Origin of the sequence: Streptomyces kronopolitis (genome assembly GCF_050953795.1) — a bacterium.
Lineage (GTDB): Bacteria > Actinomycetota > Actinomycetes > Streptomycetales > Streptomycetaceae > Streptomyces > Streptomyces kronopolitis_A.
On the sequence record NZ_CP191850.1, the window covers coordinates 6,326,844 to 6,342,846 of the forward strand.

At 70.8% G+C, this 16,003-nt stretch carries 13 protein-coding genes; 7 read left to right on the forward strand and 6 right to left on the reverse strand.

Annotated elements, in window-relative coordinates; genetic code table 11:
• The first annotated feature begins 29 nt into the window (after positions 1-29).
• Together ACQP17_RS27980 and ACQP17_RS27985 are read left to right on the forward strand one after the other, a co-directional pair.
• The gene (locus ACQP17_RS27980) at positions 30-1,361 is read left to right on the forward strand and encodes a copper amine oxidase (protein WP_433858737.1); all 1,332 of its coding nucleotides are present in this window, start codon (positions 30-32) and stop codon (positions 1,359-1,361) included.
• 100 nt (positions 1,362-1,461) lie between these two features.
• Positions 1,462-2,712, forward strand: coding sequence for an SAV2148 family HEPN domain-containing protein (locus tag ACQP17_RS27985; protein ID WP_381469567.1), 1,251 nt, complete (start codon positions 1,462-1,464; stop codon positions 2,710-2,712).
• Between the two features lie 70 nt (positions 2,713-2,782).
• Here ACQP17_RS27985 and ACQP17_RS27990 read toward each other — a convergent pair whose 3' ends face one another.
• A complete protein-coding gene (locus ACQP17_RS27990; protein ID WP_433858738.1) occupies positions 2,783-3,574 on the reverse strand; it encodes an SDR family NAD(P)-dependent oxidoreductase in 792 nt (263 codons plus the stop codon).
• Positions 3,575-3,737: 163 nt separating this feature from the next.
• Here ACQP17_RS27990 and ACQP17_RS27995 point away from each other — a divergent pair, with 163 nt between their 5' ends.
• Positions 3,738-4,457, forward strand: coding sequence for an exonuclease domain-containing protein (locus ACQP17_RS27995; protein WP_433858739.1), 720 nt, complete (start codon positions 3,738-3,740; stop codon positions 4,455-4,457).
• 105 nt (positions 4,458-4,562) lie between these two features.
• On the opposite strand, the gene ACQP17_RS28000 is transcribed toward ACQP17_RS27995, so the two are convergent.
• Complete coding sequence (locus ACQP17_RS28000) at positions 4,563-5,453, reverse strand: phosphotransferase enzyme family protein (RefSeq protein WP_433858740.1); 891 nt, start codon at positions 5,451-5,453, stop codon at positions 4,563-4,565.
• Between the two features lie 642 nt (positions 5,454-6,095).
• Here ACQP17_RS28000 and ACQP17_RS28005 point away from each other — a divergent pair.
• Positions 6,096-7,301, forward strand: coding sequence for a S8 family peptidase (locus ACQP17_RS28005; RefSeq protein WP_433858741.1), 1,206 nt, complete (start codon positions 6,096-6,098; stop codon positions 7,299-7,301).
• Between the two features lie 293 nt (positions 7,302-7,594).
• Entirely contained in the window at positions 7,595-8,686 is a 1,092-nt protein-coding gene (locus ACQP17_RS28010; RefSeq protein WP_433858742.1) for a glycosyltransferase family 2 protein, read from the forward strand.
• Positions 8,687-8,868: 182 nt separating this feature from the next.
• On the opposite strand, the gene ACQP17_RS28015 is transcribed toward ACQP17_RS28010, so the two are convergent.
• On the reverse strand, positions 8,869-9,957 hold the full coding sequence (locus tag ACQP17_RS28015; protein ID WP_433858743.1) for a zinc-binding dehydrogenase: 1,089 nt from the start codon (positions 9,955-9,957) through the stop codon (positions 8,869-8,871).
• 434 nt (positions 9,958-10,391) lie between these two features.
• Positions 10,392-11,648, reverse strand: a complete 1,257-nt coding sequence (locus ACQP17_RS28020; protein WP_433858744.1) for a DegT/DnrJ/EryC1/StrS family aminotransferase — start codon at positions 11,646-11,648, stop codon at positions 10,392-10,394.
• Positions 11,649-12,235: 587 nt separating this feature from the next.
• On the opposite strand from ACQP17_RS28020, the gene ACQP17_RS28025 reads away from it, so the two are divergent.
• Together ACQP17_RS28025 and ACQP17_RS28030 are read left to right on the forward strand one after the other, a co-directional pair.
• The gene (locus tag ACQP17_RS28025) at positions 12,236-13,156 is read left to right on the forward strand and encodes a cation:proton antiporter domain-containing protein (RefSeq protein ID WP_433858745.1); all 921 of its coding nucleotides are present in this window, start codon (positions 12,236-12,238) and stop codon (positions 13,154-13,156) included.
• Positions 13,157-13,232: 76 nt separating this feature from the next.
• Positions 13,233-13,487, forward strand: a complete 255-nt coding sequence (locus ACQP17_RS28030; protein ID WP_433858746.1) for a hypothetical protein — start codon at positions 13,233-13,235, stop codon at positions 13,485-13,487.
• Positions 13,488-13,746: 259 nt separating this feature from the next.
• Here ACQP17_RS28030 and ACQP17_RS28035 read toward each other — a convergent pair whose 3' ends face one another.
• Together ACQP17_RS28035 and ACQP17_RS28040 are read right to left on the reverse strand one after the other, a co-directional pair.
• A complete protein-coding gene (locus ACQP17_RS28035; protein ID WP_433858747.1) occupies positions 13,747-15,285 on the reverse strand; it encodes an FG-GAP-like repeat-containing protein in 1,539 nt (512 codons plus the stop codon).
• A gap of 163 nt (positions 15,286-15,448) precedes the next feature.
• On the reverse strand, positions 15,449-15,958 hold the full coding sequence (locus tag ACQP17_RS28040; RefSeq protein WP_433858748.1) for a hypothetical protein: 510 nt from the start codon (positions 15,956-15,958) through the stop codon (positions 15,449-15,451).
• Positions 15,959-16,003 lie beyond the last annotated feature (45 nt).

Sequence of the window (16,003 nt, forward strand, 5' to 3'; positions counted from 1 at the left end):
CGCCACTCCTTCGCACAGGAGCCTTCGTCATGCCCGAAAGCCGCCTCACCGGTGCCCGCTCCCGCGGCCCGCGCCGTCGCACCACGGCACTCGCCGCGGCCGCACTGCTGTGCGCCGCGCCCGCCCTGCTGACCGCTCCGGCCGCCCAGGCCGCCCCCACGGCTCCCGCCGCACCCGCTCCCCGGTGCAGCGCCGCCTACCGCCTCACCCAGACGCTCGACGGCGGCACCGTCTGGCGCATGTGCTGGCACTACGAGGGCAACGCCGGCCTCGTCCTGGACGACATCTCCTACCAGCCCAAGGGCGAACCCGCCCCGGTCAAGGTGCTCACCACCGCCAAGCTCGCCCAGATCCACGTCCCCTACGACGACGGCACCAACGAGTACGACGACCTCACCGGCCAGGGCTTCGCGCAGGGGCTGCAGCAGCTCGATCCGGCCGAATGCCCCGGCGGCACGATCAAGACCGTGCGGGTGCCCGGCGCCTGGGACCCCGCGCACCCCGACGTCAGCGGTCTGTGCGCCACCACCCGAGCCCGCGGCCACGCCTACCGCAAGGGCCCCTACCCGGGCGAGAGCGCCCGGACCTACCAGCTCCAGGGCAAGGACCTGCTGGTCTACACCGTCAACAAGGTCGGCTGGTACGAGTACATCACCGAGTGGCGGTTCGCCGGCGACGGCACCATGACCATGCAGGTCGGCGCCACCGGCACGGTCTCCCCGGGCGACTACGACGCCGGCGACGGCCGCGGGATGCCCCTCGGCAAGGGCGCCAAGGACTACGCCACCAGCCACAGCCACAACGTCTTCTGGCGGCTCAACTTCGGCCTGGACGGCTCCACCACCAACAAGGTCGAACAGTTCGACTCCGCGCTCACGGCCCGGTCCGGCGGCCGCACCCCCACCATCCGCACCACCCGCACCCCCGTCACCAAGGAGCTGGCCGGCGACGCCGGGCCGCTGCGCTGGTGGCGGGTGGTGAGCGACACCGGAAAGAACAAGGACGGCCACCCGCGCTCGTACGAGATCGTCCCGGGCCGCTCCACCAAATACACCGGCCGCGGATACACCCGGCACGACCTCTATGTCACCGACTACAAGGCATGTGAGCAGTTCGCCAGCAACAACCTGGCCAACTGTGGGGAGAAGGCCGGCCGGAGCGTCGACACCTGGGTCAACGGCCAGCCGCTCAAACACCCCATCGCGTGGGTCAACATCGGGTTCCACCACATCGCCAGGGACGAGGACCAGGAGCCGATGCCCGTGCACTGGCAGGGCTTCCAGCTGGTGCCCCGCGATGTGACCGCTATGAATCCGCTCACTCCGCCCGCGTTGTCCGGCCACAACGGGCACTATGGATAAGGGGAGTTGCCGACCGACTCGACCCATCCTGCTGCACCGCCTCCCGCACCGCAGTAGTCTGCCTTGATCGTTGGCACGGGGGTTCGGAAGGCGGTGGCAGGTGAGCGGCGGGCTGGAGTTGCCCCCTGGTGACGAGAGTCATGAGGGCCATGAGGGCGGCTCCGTCGACGCACCGCCCGGCGCGGTGTCCCTGGCACGGCCGCTGGAGATCGGCGCTGAGCTGGACTGGGGCGCCGACGCCTGGAGCGAGGTGCGCACCCGGGCCCGCCGGGCCGGGCGCGCCTACATCTGGCTGAATCTCGTCGAGCAGCGGCTGCGGGCCGTCGTCGCGGCCGTCCTGCGGCCCATCTACGAGCCGGTGCACGGCGACGAATGGGTGATCGCCGCCGCCGGCCCGGCCGGCCAGGAGTGGGTCCAGCGCGCGGTCGCCGTACGCGAGGTCAGCCGCCGCAAGGGATACCTCCTCGACCCCGCCGACGACAACATCGTCAGCTTCCTGACCCTGCCGCAACTCCGCGAACTGATGGTCCAGCACTGGCCTTGCTTCGAGCCGTATTTCGACGACCGCCGCGACGTCGAGCTGGCCCTCGACGAACTCGAGGTCGCCCGCAACATCGTCTCCCGCAACCGCGCGCTGTCCGAGACGGTGCTCGCCCAGGCCGAGCGGGCCTCCGCCCGCCTCCTGGACATACTCGGCTCCGGTGTCGGCACCCGTATTTCCGGTCGGCTGCCGATCGACGCGGTGGAGGACCTGGTCGGCGACCGCTACGCCGATGTCATCGGAGTGCACTCCGACCGGGTGCGGCTGCAGCGCCAGCTGCCCGCCGAGGACCTCTTCGGCGGCGCCCGCCGGCTGGACGCCGTGGGCATAGGACTGAACCTCCTGGTCCAGAACTACTCGGGGCGGCGGCTGGTCCGGCTCGCCGAGTCCGGCTGCCGGGTGCGGCTGCTGTTCCTCAACCCGGCAAGCAGCGCGGTCCGCCGCCGGGAGCGCGAAATCGGCCTGAAGAAGGGCGAGATGAGCCGCTCCATCGAGATGAACATCCTCCACATGCGGCGGGTGCGCGCCCGACTGCGCGACCCCGGCGCCTTCGAGATCCAGGTCTTCGACGAGACCCCGCGCTTCACCGCCTACCTGGTCGACGGCGACGGCTCGGACGGCGTGGCCGTCGTCCAGCCCTACCTCCGCAAGAGCCGCGGGATGGAGTCCCCGGTCCTGGTCCTGCGCGGCGGCGGCCGCGAGGTCGTCCGCCAGGACGCCCGGGAGGGCCGCGACGGGGACCACGGTCTCTTCGAGACCTACCGGGAGGAATTCGAGAGCATGTGGGCGGATTCGCGGCCGGTCTCCTGACCGGACGGCACACCGCGGACCGGGGAAGGGGCGACGACGGGCGGGGCGCCCCGGGTGGGAACGGCGCCCACTACGGCGTTCCCGTGATGCCCCCGTCGACCCGCAGTTCGATCCCGTTGACGTAATCCGCCAGCGGGCTCGCGAGGTAGGCGACCGCGGCCGCGATGTCCTGCGGCCGCCCCAGCCGCCCGCTCGGGTTCGGCGCGTACTCCGCGGCGATGTCCGCTTCGTCCCGCCCGGTCCCCTCGTCCGCCTCGGCTGCCGCGCGCTCCTCGATCATCCGGTACATGGAGGGGGTGACGATGACCCCCGGGCTCACACAGTTCGCGGTGACGCCCGTTCCGGCGAGATGGCGGGCCAGGCTGGTGGTCATGTTCACCACGGCGGCCTTGGCCGCGGAGTACGTGACCATGTGGGGCAGCGGCGTCCGTACGGCCCGGCTGCCGATGGTGATCACCCGGCCCCAGCCGTGCGCGCGCAGCGAGGGCAGCAGCGTCTGGCTGACCCGTACCGTCGGGAGCACATTGCCCTCGAAGGCGGCCCGCCAGTCGGACGGCTGGGAGCTGTCCCAGTCGTGTTCGGCGAACGGACCGGCGTTGTTGACGAGGATGCGGGCCCCGAAGTCCCGTGCGGTGAGCGCGACCTGCTCGGCGACGCCCGGCTCCGTCAGATCCCCCAGCACCACCTCGGCGCGCACCCCGCGGGCCGCGACCCGCTCGGCGACGGCGGCCGCGGCCCCCGCGTTGCGCCCGTGCACGAGGACCTCGCATCCCTCGTCCGCCAGCATCTCGGCGATCGTGGCGCCGATGCCCGCACTGCTGCCCGTCACCAGCGCGCCCTGTCCAGCCAGCCTCAGGTCCATGGCGGCAGCCTAGTGTCCCGGGGCGGGCGAGGGGTGCGGCTCGGCGGCCGGCGGCCGGTGGCGGGGGCTCGGGGCCGCCGGGCGCGTCGGGTGGCCGGTCGGTTGTCAGTGGTGCGTGCGAGAGTGAACGGGCAACGGGGGAAGTACCACCGAAGGAGGCCACATGAGCTGGCATCAGGGGCTGCTGGTCAGCTTCGATCTGGAGACCACCGGCACCGACGTCGAGCAGGACCGCATCGTCACCGCGGCCCTGCTCCGGCTGGAGGGGGACGGGCGGGCGGCCTCGCAGCGGACCTGGCTGCTCGATCCGGGCGTGCCGATTCCGGAGGAAGCCGCGGCCATTCACGGCATTTCGACCGCATATGTCCAAGAACACGGACGTCCGCCGGCGGAGGCCATAGAGGACATCACCGAGGCGCTGGCCGACGCACTGCGCGCGGACATACCGCTGGTGGTGATGAACGCCCGCTACGACCTCTCGCTGCTGGACCGCGAATGCCGGCGCCACGGCCTGCGGACCCTGACCGAGCGGCTCGGCCGTGCCCCCGCCCCGGTCATCGACCCCCTCGTCCTGGACAAGCACGTGGACCGCTTCCGCAAGGGCAAGCGCGCCCTCCAGGCCCTGTGCGCTCACTACGGCGTCCGGCTCGACGGTGCACACGAAGCGGGCGCCGACGCCGCGGCCGCCGCCGGGGTCGCCCGGCGCATCGGGGAGAAGTACCCGGCCGTCGCCCTCCCGTCGCCCCGTGCGCTGCACGCCCTCCAGGAGCAGGCCGCCGCCGACCAAGCCGCCTCGTTCCAGGAGTATTTGCGGCGTACCGGCGATCCCCGGGCGATAGTCGAGCCGGCCTGGCCGCTGATCCCGTACCAGGCCGGCGTCTGAGCGCTGCGGCTCCCGCCGTCGTTCCGCTACCGCCGGGGCCACGGCTTCCGCCGGCCTACAGCTACCGCTGGTCTTCCGGCCGCCCGGGTGCCCCGGCCGTCCGGCTCAGAAGGGGTACCACCGCACGGTCGCGTCCTTCTCGCGCAACGAGGCGATCCGGCGCGCGAATTCCGTGCGCGCCGCCGGGTTGCCGGGCGCGTGCTGGGACACCCAGGCGCAGCTCGCCGTCTCCCGCGCCCCGCGCAGCACGGCACAGCCCTCCCAGTCCCGTACGTCCCAGCCGTAGGCGGACACGAAGCTGTCGTAGGCCTCCGGGGACAGGCCGTAGCGGTCCCGGCTCAGCGCCATCACGACCAGATCGTGCTCCCGCAGATCAGAGGAGAAGGTCTCCAGGTCGACCAGCACCGGCCCGTCCGGCCCGATGTGCACGTTGCGGGGCAACGCGTCGCCGTGCAGGGGGCCGCGGGGCAGCCGCGGTTCGAGGGCCGAGGCGGCTGCCGCGAAGGCGTCCCGCCGCCCGCGCAGATAGTCCGCGTCGGCGGCCGACACGGCGTCGCCGGCCAGCCGCAGCCAGCGCTCGACGCCGCCGAGCAGCTCACGCCGGGGCAGCGCGAACGGCGGCTCCGGCAGCGCGTGAACCAGCTTCAGCAGGGTGGCGAGATCCTCGGGCGAGGCGGGACGCCCGGCCGCCGGGAGCCGCTGCCAGTAGGTGACGGGATGTCCGTCGACGAGCGTGGCTACGGGCTCCGCGGCCCGTACGGCCGGTACGCCCTCGGCCGCCAGCCAGCGCGCCACCGCCAGCTCCCGCTCGGCCCGCTCCAGGAGTTCGGCGCTGCGGCCCACCCGCACGACGGGCCCGTTCGCGCCGAGGGCGAAGACGGCGTTCTCGCCGAGGGAGAGCAGCTCGGCGCCGGTCGCCGCTTCGGGCCGGCCGGCCGCGGCCAGTACGTCCCGGGCACGCGCCTCCGTGAAGGCGGCGGGGCTCGGTGCGGTCATCGGATGCCTCCTGCGGTGCGGGAACGCGACCAGTGTCGCAGGTCCGCCCGGCGGATCCCGGCGCGTGCCGGGGTCGTCCTGGCGTCGTCCCCGTGCCGTCCCGGGCGGACGGCACGCCCCGGAACCGCGGCCGGCGATCCGACCGGCGATCCGTTCGCTGCCCCGCCGGGCGGATCCGGACGGCATCTTGGCGCCGGTCGCTCTGTGCGGCCCGCCTGTGTGACTTCGTCCCAGCGGCCCGCCGTTAGAGGCCAACCACGGACGTGGTCCGTGGGCCGCCGAAGCTGGTGCGGCCCGCTCCCCTCGGCGCCCGCGGATCCGCCTCCCGCCGGCCCCACCAGCCCTACCGAAGCCAACTAGGCCCTCGCAAAACGCCGTTCACGGCCACGGAACTCGGCCCCCATTGCCGCTATGTAAACGGAGTTGAGTCACTCGGCTTCAACTCCGCGGTCTTTTTGACCACTTCTGAAACCTTTCCCTTTTTGCGGAGCTTGTTGCTTATCTCACACGCCGCAGCTGGCCTTGAAATCGGACTGATCAATCAGACAGGGTTTCGAGCCAGTCCGGCGGAGATCTTCCGGTCTCCCCGGGCTATTGCGCAACGCTTTCCCCCCCACACCACGAACGAGGAGAACCCTCGCAATGGCTCACAAGCGTTCCAGCAAGAAGCGGCTGGTCACGGCGATAAGCGCCGCGGTCGCCGCTACTGGTATCGCCACCGTCACCGCGGTCACCGCGGGGGCGTCCCCGGCCGCCGAAGGCAAGATCTACGGAGCCGAGGCCAAGGGTGCCGTCAACGGCAGCTACATCGTCATGCTGAAGAAGTCGATCCGTACCGCGGAGAGCGGCGACCTCGCCGCCAAGTACGGCGGCAAGGTCAAGCGGAAGTTTTCCTCCGCCATCGACGGCTTCTCCACGACCGGGCTGAACGGCGAGGAGGCCAAGCGCCTCGCCGCCGACCCGGCCGTCGACAAGGTCGTACAGAACAAGAAGTTCCACATCGACGCCGGCCAGGCCAACCCGCCGTCGTGGGGCCTGGACCGCATCGACCAGGCGGACACCAAGGGCGACAAGAAGTACACCTATCCCGCCGCCGCGGGGCAGGGCGTCACCGCATACGTGATCGACACCGGCATCCACATCAGCCACAAGGACTTCGGCAGTCGCGCCTCGTACGGCTACAACGCCATCGACAAGAGCGACAAGGCCGAGGACGACAACGGCCACGGCACGCACGTCGCGGGCACCATCGCCGGTACCGAGCACGGCGTCGCCAAGAAGGCCAAGGTCGTCGCCGTCAAGGTCCTCGACGGCCAGGGCTCCGGCACCACCGAGCAGGTCGTCGCGGGCATCGACTGGGTCACCAAGAACCACAAGGGCCCCTCGGTCGCCAACATGTCGCTCGGCGGCGGCGTGGACGAAGCACTGGACACGGCCGTGAAGAAGGCCATCGACGCCGGTGTCACCTTCGGTGTCGCGGCGGGTAACGACGGCGCCGACGCGGGCCAGAGCTCCCCGGCGCGGGTCAAGGAAGCCATCACGGTGGCCTCCAGCACCAAGGACGACCAGCAGTCCGACTTCTCCAACTACGGCAGCGCGGTTGACCTCTACGCGCCCGGCTCCGACATCACCTCGGACTGGAACACCGGCGACGACGCCACGAAGACCATCTCCGGTACCTCCATGGCGACCCCGCACGTCGTCGGCGCCGCCGCGGTCTACCTGGCCGGTCACAAGGACGCCAAGCCCGCGGACGTGCAGAAGGCCCTCACCGACGGCGCCACCTCCGACAAGATCACCAACCCCACCAAGGGAACCCCCAACAAGCTGCTGAAGGTCGTCGAGTAACCACCTCGCCCCTCGGTACCTCATCTCCCGTCGCCTGCCGCGCTCGCCCCCACGGAGCGCGGCGGGCGACGGTGCTTCCGGCCTCTCATCGACTTCGCTTCCTCAACTCGGCTCACCGGCGGCCGGGTTATCCACAGGAGGAAGCCTCCGGAACCATCTGACGGTCTCTCCCCCTACCGTCGGTGACATGCACGGAGGACTGCCGTTCATCGGCATCAGCACCATTGTCTACGGCCTGATCGGACTGATCACAGTCGTAGCCGGCGCGATCCGCAAGACAGGGGGAGATCGAGTTGCACACCATCACCGTCATCGTGCCCGCTCACAACGAGGAGGAGGGGCTGCCGGCCACGCTGGAGTCCCTCGCAGGGCAAACCGTCCGGCCTGACCGGATCCTGGTCGTGGACGACGCCTCCACCGACCGGACCGGCGACGTAGCGGCGTCACACGGCGTGACCGTACTCCGTCCGCCACACAACCTCGGCAGCAAGGCCAAGGCACAGAACTACGCACTCCCGCAGTGCACCACCGACCTCGTCCTGGCCGTCGACGCGGACACCGTCCTCGCGCCGGACTACATCGAGACCGTCCTGCCCGTCTTCGACGATCCCGAAGTCTCCATCGCCGCAGGCACGGTCCGCACCCGCCATACCCGCACCCTCTGGGAACGCGGACGCTCCACCGAGTACCTCTTCGGCTTCCACTGGCACCGTCCCATCCAGGCGCGCGCCAACAGCCCCATGGTGTGCTCGGGTTGCTGCTCCGTCTTCCGCCGCGACGATCTGATGGCCTTCGGCGGATTTCCCGAACGCACCATCGTCGAGGACATGGACTACACGTGGGCCCAGCAGATCGCGGGCAGACGCGCGGTCTACGTGTCCGACGCGGTGGCCCTGGCCGCCGATCCGGAAGAGCTGACGTACCTGCGCAAACAGGTCTGGCGATGGATGGCCGGCTTCTGCCAGAACGTCCGGCTGCACCTCGGGCGGCTGATCGTCCACAAACCCCTGCTGGCGGTGTGGGTGCTCCTCGCACTCCTGGAGATCCTCACCGCACCGCTCTGGTGGGCGACCCCGTTCGTGCTCGCCGCGACCACCGACCAACCACCCGCCCTCGCCTTCGCCTGGTGGGCCGGAGCCGAACTCCTGCTGACCACACCACCCCTCCTCTACGCCGCCCGCCGACGCAAACTCCCGCTCACCACGGTGCTGTTGAACATCCCCTGCGTCTACGCGACCAAGGCCGTCAACCTCGTCTACGCCTGGAAGGCCCTCATCGTGGAACTGCTGCTGGTCCCCCTCCATCTGGCACGCGGCCTGACGGTCTACGAGAAGGGCCGGGCCGACACCCCAACCGCCCGGCCGGCATTGCCTGGAGTGGGATGACGGGAAAGGGGAGGACCGGTGACGTCACTCTTCACGTGAAGGAGGAGTAGCTCAACCCGCGCCTGACGAGGCAGGGAGAGGAGCCCTCCCTGCCTCGTCAGGCGGATATCCCAACTCGCAATGCCCGCAGCACCCGCCGGTCACGTCTACGCATTGCCCGAGTCCACGTCCACGTCCACGTTCTAGTTCGTGTCCACGACGGCTTCCATGCCGGGGTCGAGGTCCGAGTCGAAGTGAATGAGGGGCTTGATGATTCCGTCTTCCTTCGTTTCCATCATCCGGAATGCTCGCTCGATCTCGGTGAAGCTGAATTCATGGGTGGTCATCGGGGTGGGGTCGACCTTTCCCGTTTCCATCAGCCGGAAGATGCGGCGCAGCCATCCGCGTCCTCCGCGGTTGAAGCCGCCGTAGACCTGCTTGTCCGACATGCCGTAGCCGAAGGGTTCCAGGGGGATCTTCAGGGGCTCGTGTACCTCCCCGTGATACCCGACGTTGGAAATGCGGCCTCCCGGCTTCGTGACCCGGAAGGCGGCCTCCCAGGTTTCGGGGGCGCCGAGTGCCTCGATGGCCGCGTCGACCCCCTGGCCGTCCGTCAGCTGCAGGATGCGCTCCACCGGATCGCACTGTGTGTGGTCGACGATCAGATCGGCGCCGAAGCGGCGGGCGAGGTCCTGGCGGGCGGGGACCGACTCGACGGCGATGATGAGCCCGGCACCGAGGAGCCGGCAGCCGATCGTCGCCGACAGGCCCACCGCGCCCTGCGCGAAGATCGCCACGGTCTCGCCCAGTTCGAGTTCCGCGTGTTCGGCGGCGACGAACCCGGTGGAGAGCATGTCGGTCGCGTACAGCGCCTGGTGGTCGGAGAGTTCGTCGGGGATGGGTGCGAGGTTGGCCTCGGCGTTGTTGACAAGAAAATACTGAGCCAGGGTCCCGTCCCGCTGGGTGGTGAATTGGGCGCCGCCCAGCATCCGCCCATGGCACTGCGAGGAGAACCCGCGCTGGCAGGAGTCGCACTGGAAGCAGGGCGTGATTCCGGCGGCCGCGACCCGCTGGCCCTTGACCAGCCCCTCGATGGCCGAGCCGAGCGCATGGACGACACCGACCGCCTCATGCCCCAGTGTCACGTCCGGCTCGACCGGGATCACGCCCCTCATGACGTGCACGTCGGTCGTACAGACCAAGGCCGCGGTGGTGCGCACGACCACGTCATTGGGGCCGGGCTCGGGAACCGGCTTCTCGATGACGCCGACCTCGCCGAGCCTGTGGAGCACAAAGGCTTTCACCGTGGGCCGCCCTCCCATCGGTGCGGGAGGCCGGGCACCTCGCCGGTCGGCGGGAGCCGCCGGGGCACTCCGGTGGGAAGGCCGGGGGCGTTGCCGGGCGGGGCGGCTCTGGGGGTGGGCGTGTGGCTCATGCCATCGCCCTTCCCGCGGACGGGACCGGAGGACGGCGGTCGGGCCATCTTCCGCCCGTTCAGCCGAGGCGGCGGTATGCCCGTGTGGTGCGGCCGCGCGGTGCGGCGTGCGGTGCCTCGCGTCGGGCCACGGTGTGGCAGTTGCCGGGACCGGCGGAGCGAGGACCACCCGTCACCCGCCACCGGCTATCCAGTACCGATTACCCCCGCCCGCCGACCGGTGACTACCGCCCACCTGAACGTCGGCTACCGGCCCCGGCCGCCGAGCGACTACTGTCCCCCAGCTGCCGGCTAGCGGCCGCAGACCGTCGCCGGTACCGGGGGCGGGGTCGGTGTGCCGCCGTTCAGTTCGGCGAGGGACTCGTCCAGCGCTTCGACGAGGTGGTCCTCCTGATGTGGGGTCAGCAGGGCATGGCAGGGGAGGTTCAGGTGCTGCTCGAACCAGCTGCGTTCAGCGACGGGGCACTCGCCGCGCAGGTGGCCGCGGTGGCGCCACTGCGGCAGCAGATGCTGGGGGAAGTAGCGGAGCTGAATCTCCACGCCCCGGCGGTCCAGGCTCAGGACGAGGCGGTCGCGCAGTTCCTGGTGGGAGGTGAAGCAGGTGTAGAGGTGGTAGGCGTGCGTGCTGTGGGCGGGCGCCGACTGGGGCGTCATGAAGGGGTAGCGGGCCAGCACCTCGTCCAGCCGCGCGGCGAGCGTGCGCCGCCGGACGGTGGCGGCCGGGAGCCGGGCCAGCTGGGCCTCGCCGAGCGCCGCGACCATGTCCGGCATCGTCGCGTCCCCGCCCGGCCGCCGGGTCCGGCCGCGGTGGAGCGGGATGGTGTGCGGGGTCCACAGGGCGGCATTCGGTGTGGCCGTCCGGTGCGGCAGCAGGTGCGCGCTCCGCGCGTCGGTGTCCTCGGCACGCAGCCGGTGCAGGCGCTCGGCCCAGTCGTCGCGGTCGCAGGTGATCAGCCCGCCCTTGCCGAGGGCGCTGTCCTTCCGGGAGTTCCGGAGGCTGAACGTGGCGATGTCCGCCAGTGACCCGGCGCTGCGTCCGCGGTAGCGGGTGCCCAGCGCGTGGGCGCAGTCCTCCAGCACCAGAAAGCCGTGGCGGCGGGCCAGCGCCATGACGGTGTCCATCTCGGCGGGGCAGCCGCCGTAGTGCACCAGCAGCAGTGCCTTGGTGCGCGGGGTGATCAGCGACTCCAGTACGGCCGGGTCGACGGCCAGGGTGGTGGGGTCGACATCGCAGAACCGGACCTGTACGTCGTAGTCGAACAGCGGCCGGACGGTGGCCTGGTGGGTCTGCGGGGTGGCGATCACCTCGTCGCCGGGGGTCAGCCCGAGCATCCGGACCGCCAGTTGCAGGGCGACCGTTCCGCTGGTCACCGAGACCGCGTGCCGGCTGCCGACCGATGCGGCGAAGGAGCGCTCGAACCGTTCCCGCCGCACACCCGTCGGCAGCGGGGTGCTCTCGTGGAGAAGCTCGGCCCGTACGGCTGCCTCGGTGTCGGCGGGCAGTGCCCCCCGCTTTCCCCAGGGCACGACGTAACTCTTGTCCAGCATCAGGTCCCCCCAGATGGTCGCCGGCGCACCGATGGGTGCTCTACCCATGACAGCCGAAGGACGGCACGGGGTGAAGAGCGGGCGGTGGTCAGCAAGGTCAGTTCGGTCAGGTTGGGCGTCGGTGTCGTGCGCATTGTCCCTGCCGGGTGCGTCGGGAGTCGGGGTCCGGTCCGAAGGGTTGCCGGATGGTTGCCCGGCGGTTCCGACCGCCTCACTTCGACCGCCTCACTTCGACCCGCCTCGCTTCGGCCCGTCTGACTTCGACCCGCCTCGCTTCGACCGCCCCCGCTTCGACCCGTCTGACTTCGCCCCTCTGGCTTCGGCTCCCTGGCGCTTCGTGCAGCGGAGGACGACCCGCGCCTGCCCGGAGTCCTGGGACTCCAGTGACCTTCCAGGGCGGTCGCTGTCCGATACCGGAGGATGACGCGCACGAAGGGCCCGGACGCGCCGGGTACGTGCCTGACGCGTCCCGGGCGGCACGCGGGCGGCACCCGGCGGCACGCGGCGGCACGCGGGGGTGCTTCGGCCGGGCCGGGTGGCGTCGTGACACAAGTCAGGCAGCGGACGGAATCGTGAGGTGGTGACCGGTGACCGACGTCGACGCGGCAATACTCTTCGCAGATCTCTCGTTGATCCTTCTCATGGCCCGGGTGGCCGGACGGGTCGCGCAACGGCTCGGCCAGCCGGCGGTCATCGGTGAGATCGTCGGGGGCGTCCTCCTGGGCCCCACGCTGTTCCACGGGGCGCTCGCACACACGCTGTTCCCCATGGACGTCCGGCCCTACCTGAACGCACTGGCCGACCTCGGGCTCGTGCTCTTCATGTTCGTGGTGGGTCTCGAGGTCGACTTCGGCAGGCTCCGGGGCTGTGGGCGGATCGCCGCAGGCACCGTGCTCGGATCCGCCGCCGTGCCGTTCGCCCTCGGTTCGCTGCTCGCGCTCCACCTGCTCCGCGAGCGGCACCCCGCAAGCCGGGCCGGCTTCGTCCTGTTCCTTGCCGTGGCCGTGTCGGTGACCGCCTTTCCGGTACTGGCGCGCATCCTCACCGACCGGTCCATGAGCGGCACCTGGCTGGGCACGATCGCGCTGACGTCGGCGGCCGTGTGCGACCTCTTCGCGTGGGTGGCTCTCGCCGGTGTGCTGGTGTCGGCCGCGGTGACCCAGGCGCTCGGTCTCCATTTCGTGCTCGGGGCGTTTCTGTTCGGTCTGGTCATGCCGAAGGAAGTCGCCGGCCTCAAGAGCGTCCTGCTGCCTCGTGTGCAGTTCACGACGACGCTGCTGCTGCCGGTCTACTTCATCGTGGCCGGGCTGAACGCCGACCTCTCCCGGATCGGGATGTCGGGGCTGGGGGACCTCGGCCTCATCCTGGCCGTCGCGGTCACCGGGCAGTTCGCCGGTACCTGGATCAGCGCCCGCTCCCAGGGGCTCGGGGCCCGCGCTGCGCGAGCGGTGGCGCCCGCCGGGCACGTTCACCGCATGGCTGGCAGGCATGTGCAGGTGTTCCGCTGACCCCGGGGGAGTTCCGGCCCCGCTCGCCACCAAACGGACACGGGTCACGGCCGCAGGAAAGGAGTTGGCGACAGCCTTGGCGGATGTGCGAGCGTCCGTCTCCCCGCACCCCGCCGAGGAGAGGCCGATGATCCGCGACGACGCTCTCGAGCAGCTCCGTCACTTCGCGCACGAGAGGGCATTCGGTAGCCAGATCGGGTCCGACCAGCTCATCCAGGTAGGGCTGGACGCACTGATCGCCGGGGTGGACAGCCCCTCCCTCGGCATGCTGGCCGGCCTTCCCCGGCACGAGGAACCCGAGGCGCCAGCGCTGTCGGCAGGAAAGCGGTAAAGGCGGCGAACCAGCTCTTGAGCAGCCGGTCGCAGACGGCGGCGCAGAGCTGACGGCCGGCCCACTCCCGCTCTCGGCGCCGCTCCCCGCAGAGGGCGGGACTCGGCAGCGTCCGCACCGCTCATTTCTGGGCGGCTGTCCGCGCCGGTCCGCCCCAGCGGTCATCAGACGGCCGGGGCGGGGAGAAGGAGCGTGCCGGCCGGCCGCGGCAACGGCGTTGTGGTCCGTGGCCGCCCGGAGGGGCGTCCGACCGTCGCGATCAGGCGAACTGCAGCATGGCCTTCCAGGTGTTGCCGCCGTAGGGAACGGTGGTGGCCGAGGTGATGCCCCCCTTGCCGTCGCCCTTGTAGAGGTGGAGGGTGCCGTCGGTCCAGATGGCCATGAGGTCGGCGATGCCGTCGCCGGTGTAGTCGCCGGCGGTCAGCTGGCGAATCGTGCCCCAGGTGTTGTCGCCGACCGGGACAGGAGTCTGCGTGCCGACCTGTCCGGTGCCGCTTCCGGAGTAGAAGTGGAGGGTGCCGTTGTCCCAGACGGCCATGAGGTCGGCGATGCCGTCGCCGTTGAAGTCTCCGCCGGGCAGCAGCCGCACCGTGCCCCAGGTGTCGCCGCCCGTGGTCACCTTGACCTGGGGTTGGAGCTGCCCGTCGCCCTTGCCCCGGTAGAGGCGCAGGGTGCCGTCGCCCCACACCGCCATGAGGTCGGAGATCCCGTCCCCGTCATAGTCGCCGGCGGTCAGCTGCTTCACCGAGCCCCAGGTCCTGCCGCCCTCGGCGACGGTGGCTCCGGCAGCGAACTTGCCCTTGCCGTCGCCCTTGTAGAGGTGGAGGGTGCCGTCGGCCCAGATGGCCATGAGGTCGGCGACGCCGTCGTTGGTGAAGTCGCCCTTGGCGAGCTGCTTCATGGTCTTCCAGCCGGTGCCGCCGAGCTGGGAGAGGTTCTGTCCGCCCAGCCCCTTGTTCACCTCGCCCGGGTAGAGGTGCAGGGTTCCGTCGTTCCAGACCGTGGCGAGGTCGGCGATGCCGTCGCCGGTGACGTCGTCCTGGACGCGGAAGGCGGTGCGGCGGATCCAGTCCGAAAGGTCGTCGACGCGCACGTCGACCGCATCGGTGCGGGTCTCCTTGGGATCCGTGCCCAGGCAGCCGCCCTGCCAGGAACGGCTGTTGAGGGCGACGAGCTCCGGTATGCCATCGGTGAGGCGCAGAGCGGGGCCACCGGCATCGCCCTGGCAGATCACGGCCTGGTCGGACCCTTTCAGACCAACGTCGGATCCGGCAGCGGAGGTGACGGTGAAGGAGGCGGAGTGCAGCTTGTCGGGGACCCAATCGGTCGTGGTGCGGCCGAAGCCCGTCACGGTCAGCTGCTCGCCCGCGGCCGGGCCCTCGGCGGCGAGGTTGACCGGGGTGATGCCCAGCGCACGGCGGGCGAGCTTGACCATCACCACGTCCCGGTCGGCGTGCGGGACGAGTTCGACCGCCTCCACCACCTTCCCGTCGTTCCGGGACAGGTCGGTACGGCCCACGGTGACGGTGGTCTTGGCTGCGGGCTTGCCGGCCTGAGCAGGCTTGCCGCCGTCCGCGAAGCAGCTGGCCGTGGTGAGCACCCACTGGGGGTCCACCAGCACTCCCGAACAGGCCTGGTGCTCGGCGACATTGATCTTCGCGGTGAACGCGTAGGTGGCGTCGGGGACGTCGGCACCCGCCAGGGCGCCGGCCGGCGCCGCGGTGACAAGGCTGGTCGCGGCCGTCGTGGTGGCAAGGAGAGCGGCAGCCCACGCGGTGCGTAAGTGCTTGGCAGACATGGTGGTCCTTGAGTATGTCGGAGTGTGGAGGAACAACTGAGCCTCGGCGTGGGGCTCTCTGACGCCGCACAGCAGCGTGGGCCGGCATCGCCGACGGCCGCCGTGGGTGGAGAACCGACCTGCGCGCTCCGCAGGGGTGGTGCGGATGCCGTGCTGTGCGGGCCTACTTGCTGGTGCGGATCTCGACCAGGGTGTACTCGCGACGTTGCGGATCCGTGGGCTCTCCGACCGGCGTCCATTTGCCCTTGGGGACGGCGACTTCCTGCGGCTGGGCCGTGGGTTCCGTGAGGGTGACTTCAGCGGCGTGGTCGGCTGAGCCCTTGATGGTGTGAACCGAGGGGATTTCCAGGGTGAGGTAGCCGAAGGTCCCGCTGGTGCGGAAGCAGACCCGGGAATCGTCCCGCGACCACACCTCCATCAGTCCGGCGGCCGAGGAGCAGTCCGCGAGAGTGATGTGGCCGTCGCCCCGCTTGAGGATGATCCCCTTCTCGTCCTTGATCTTGGCGGCGTCCGGGTAGTCGAAGTGCTCGACAACGGAGCCGGGTTGGGCTTCGGCCACCGTCAGTGGAGCGTCGGAGCCGGCGGCGGGGGAGGAGGCGGAGGTGGCGATGGCTGCGGCAGCGCAGGCTACGGCAGCCGCGCCGGTGGCGATGATCCGCCGTAAGTGATTCATACAAGGCCCCTCGTCCGAAAGATGAGTTGCGACCTGCGGCGCCGG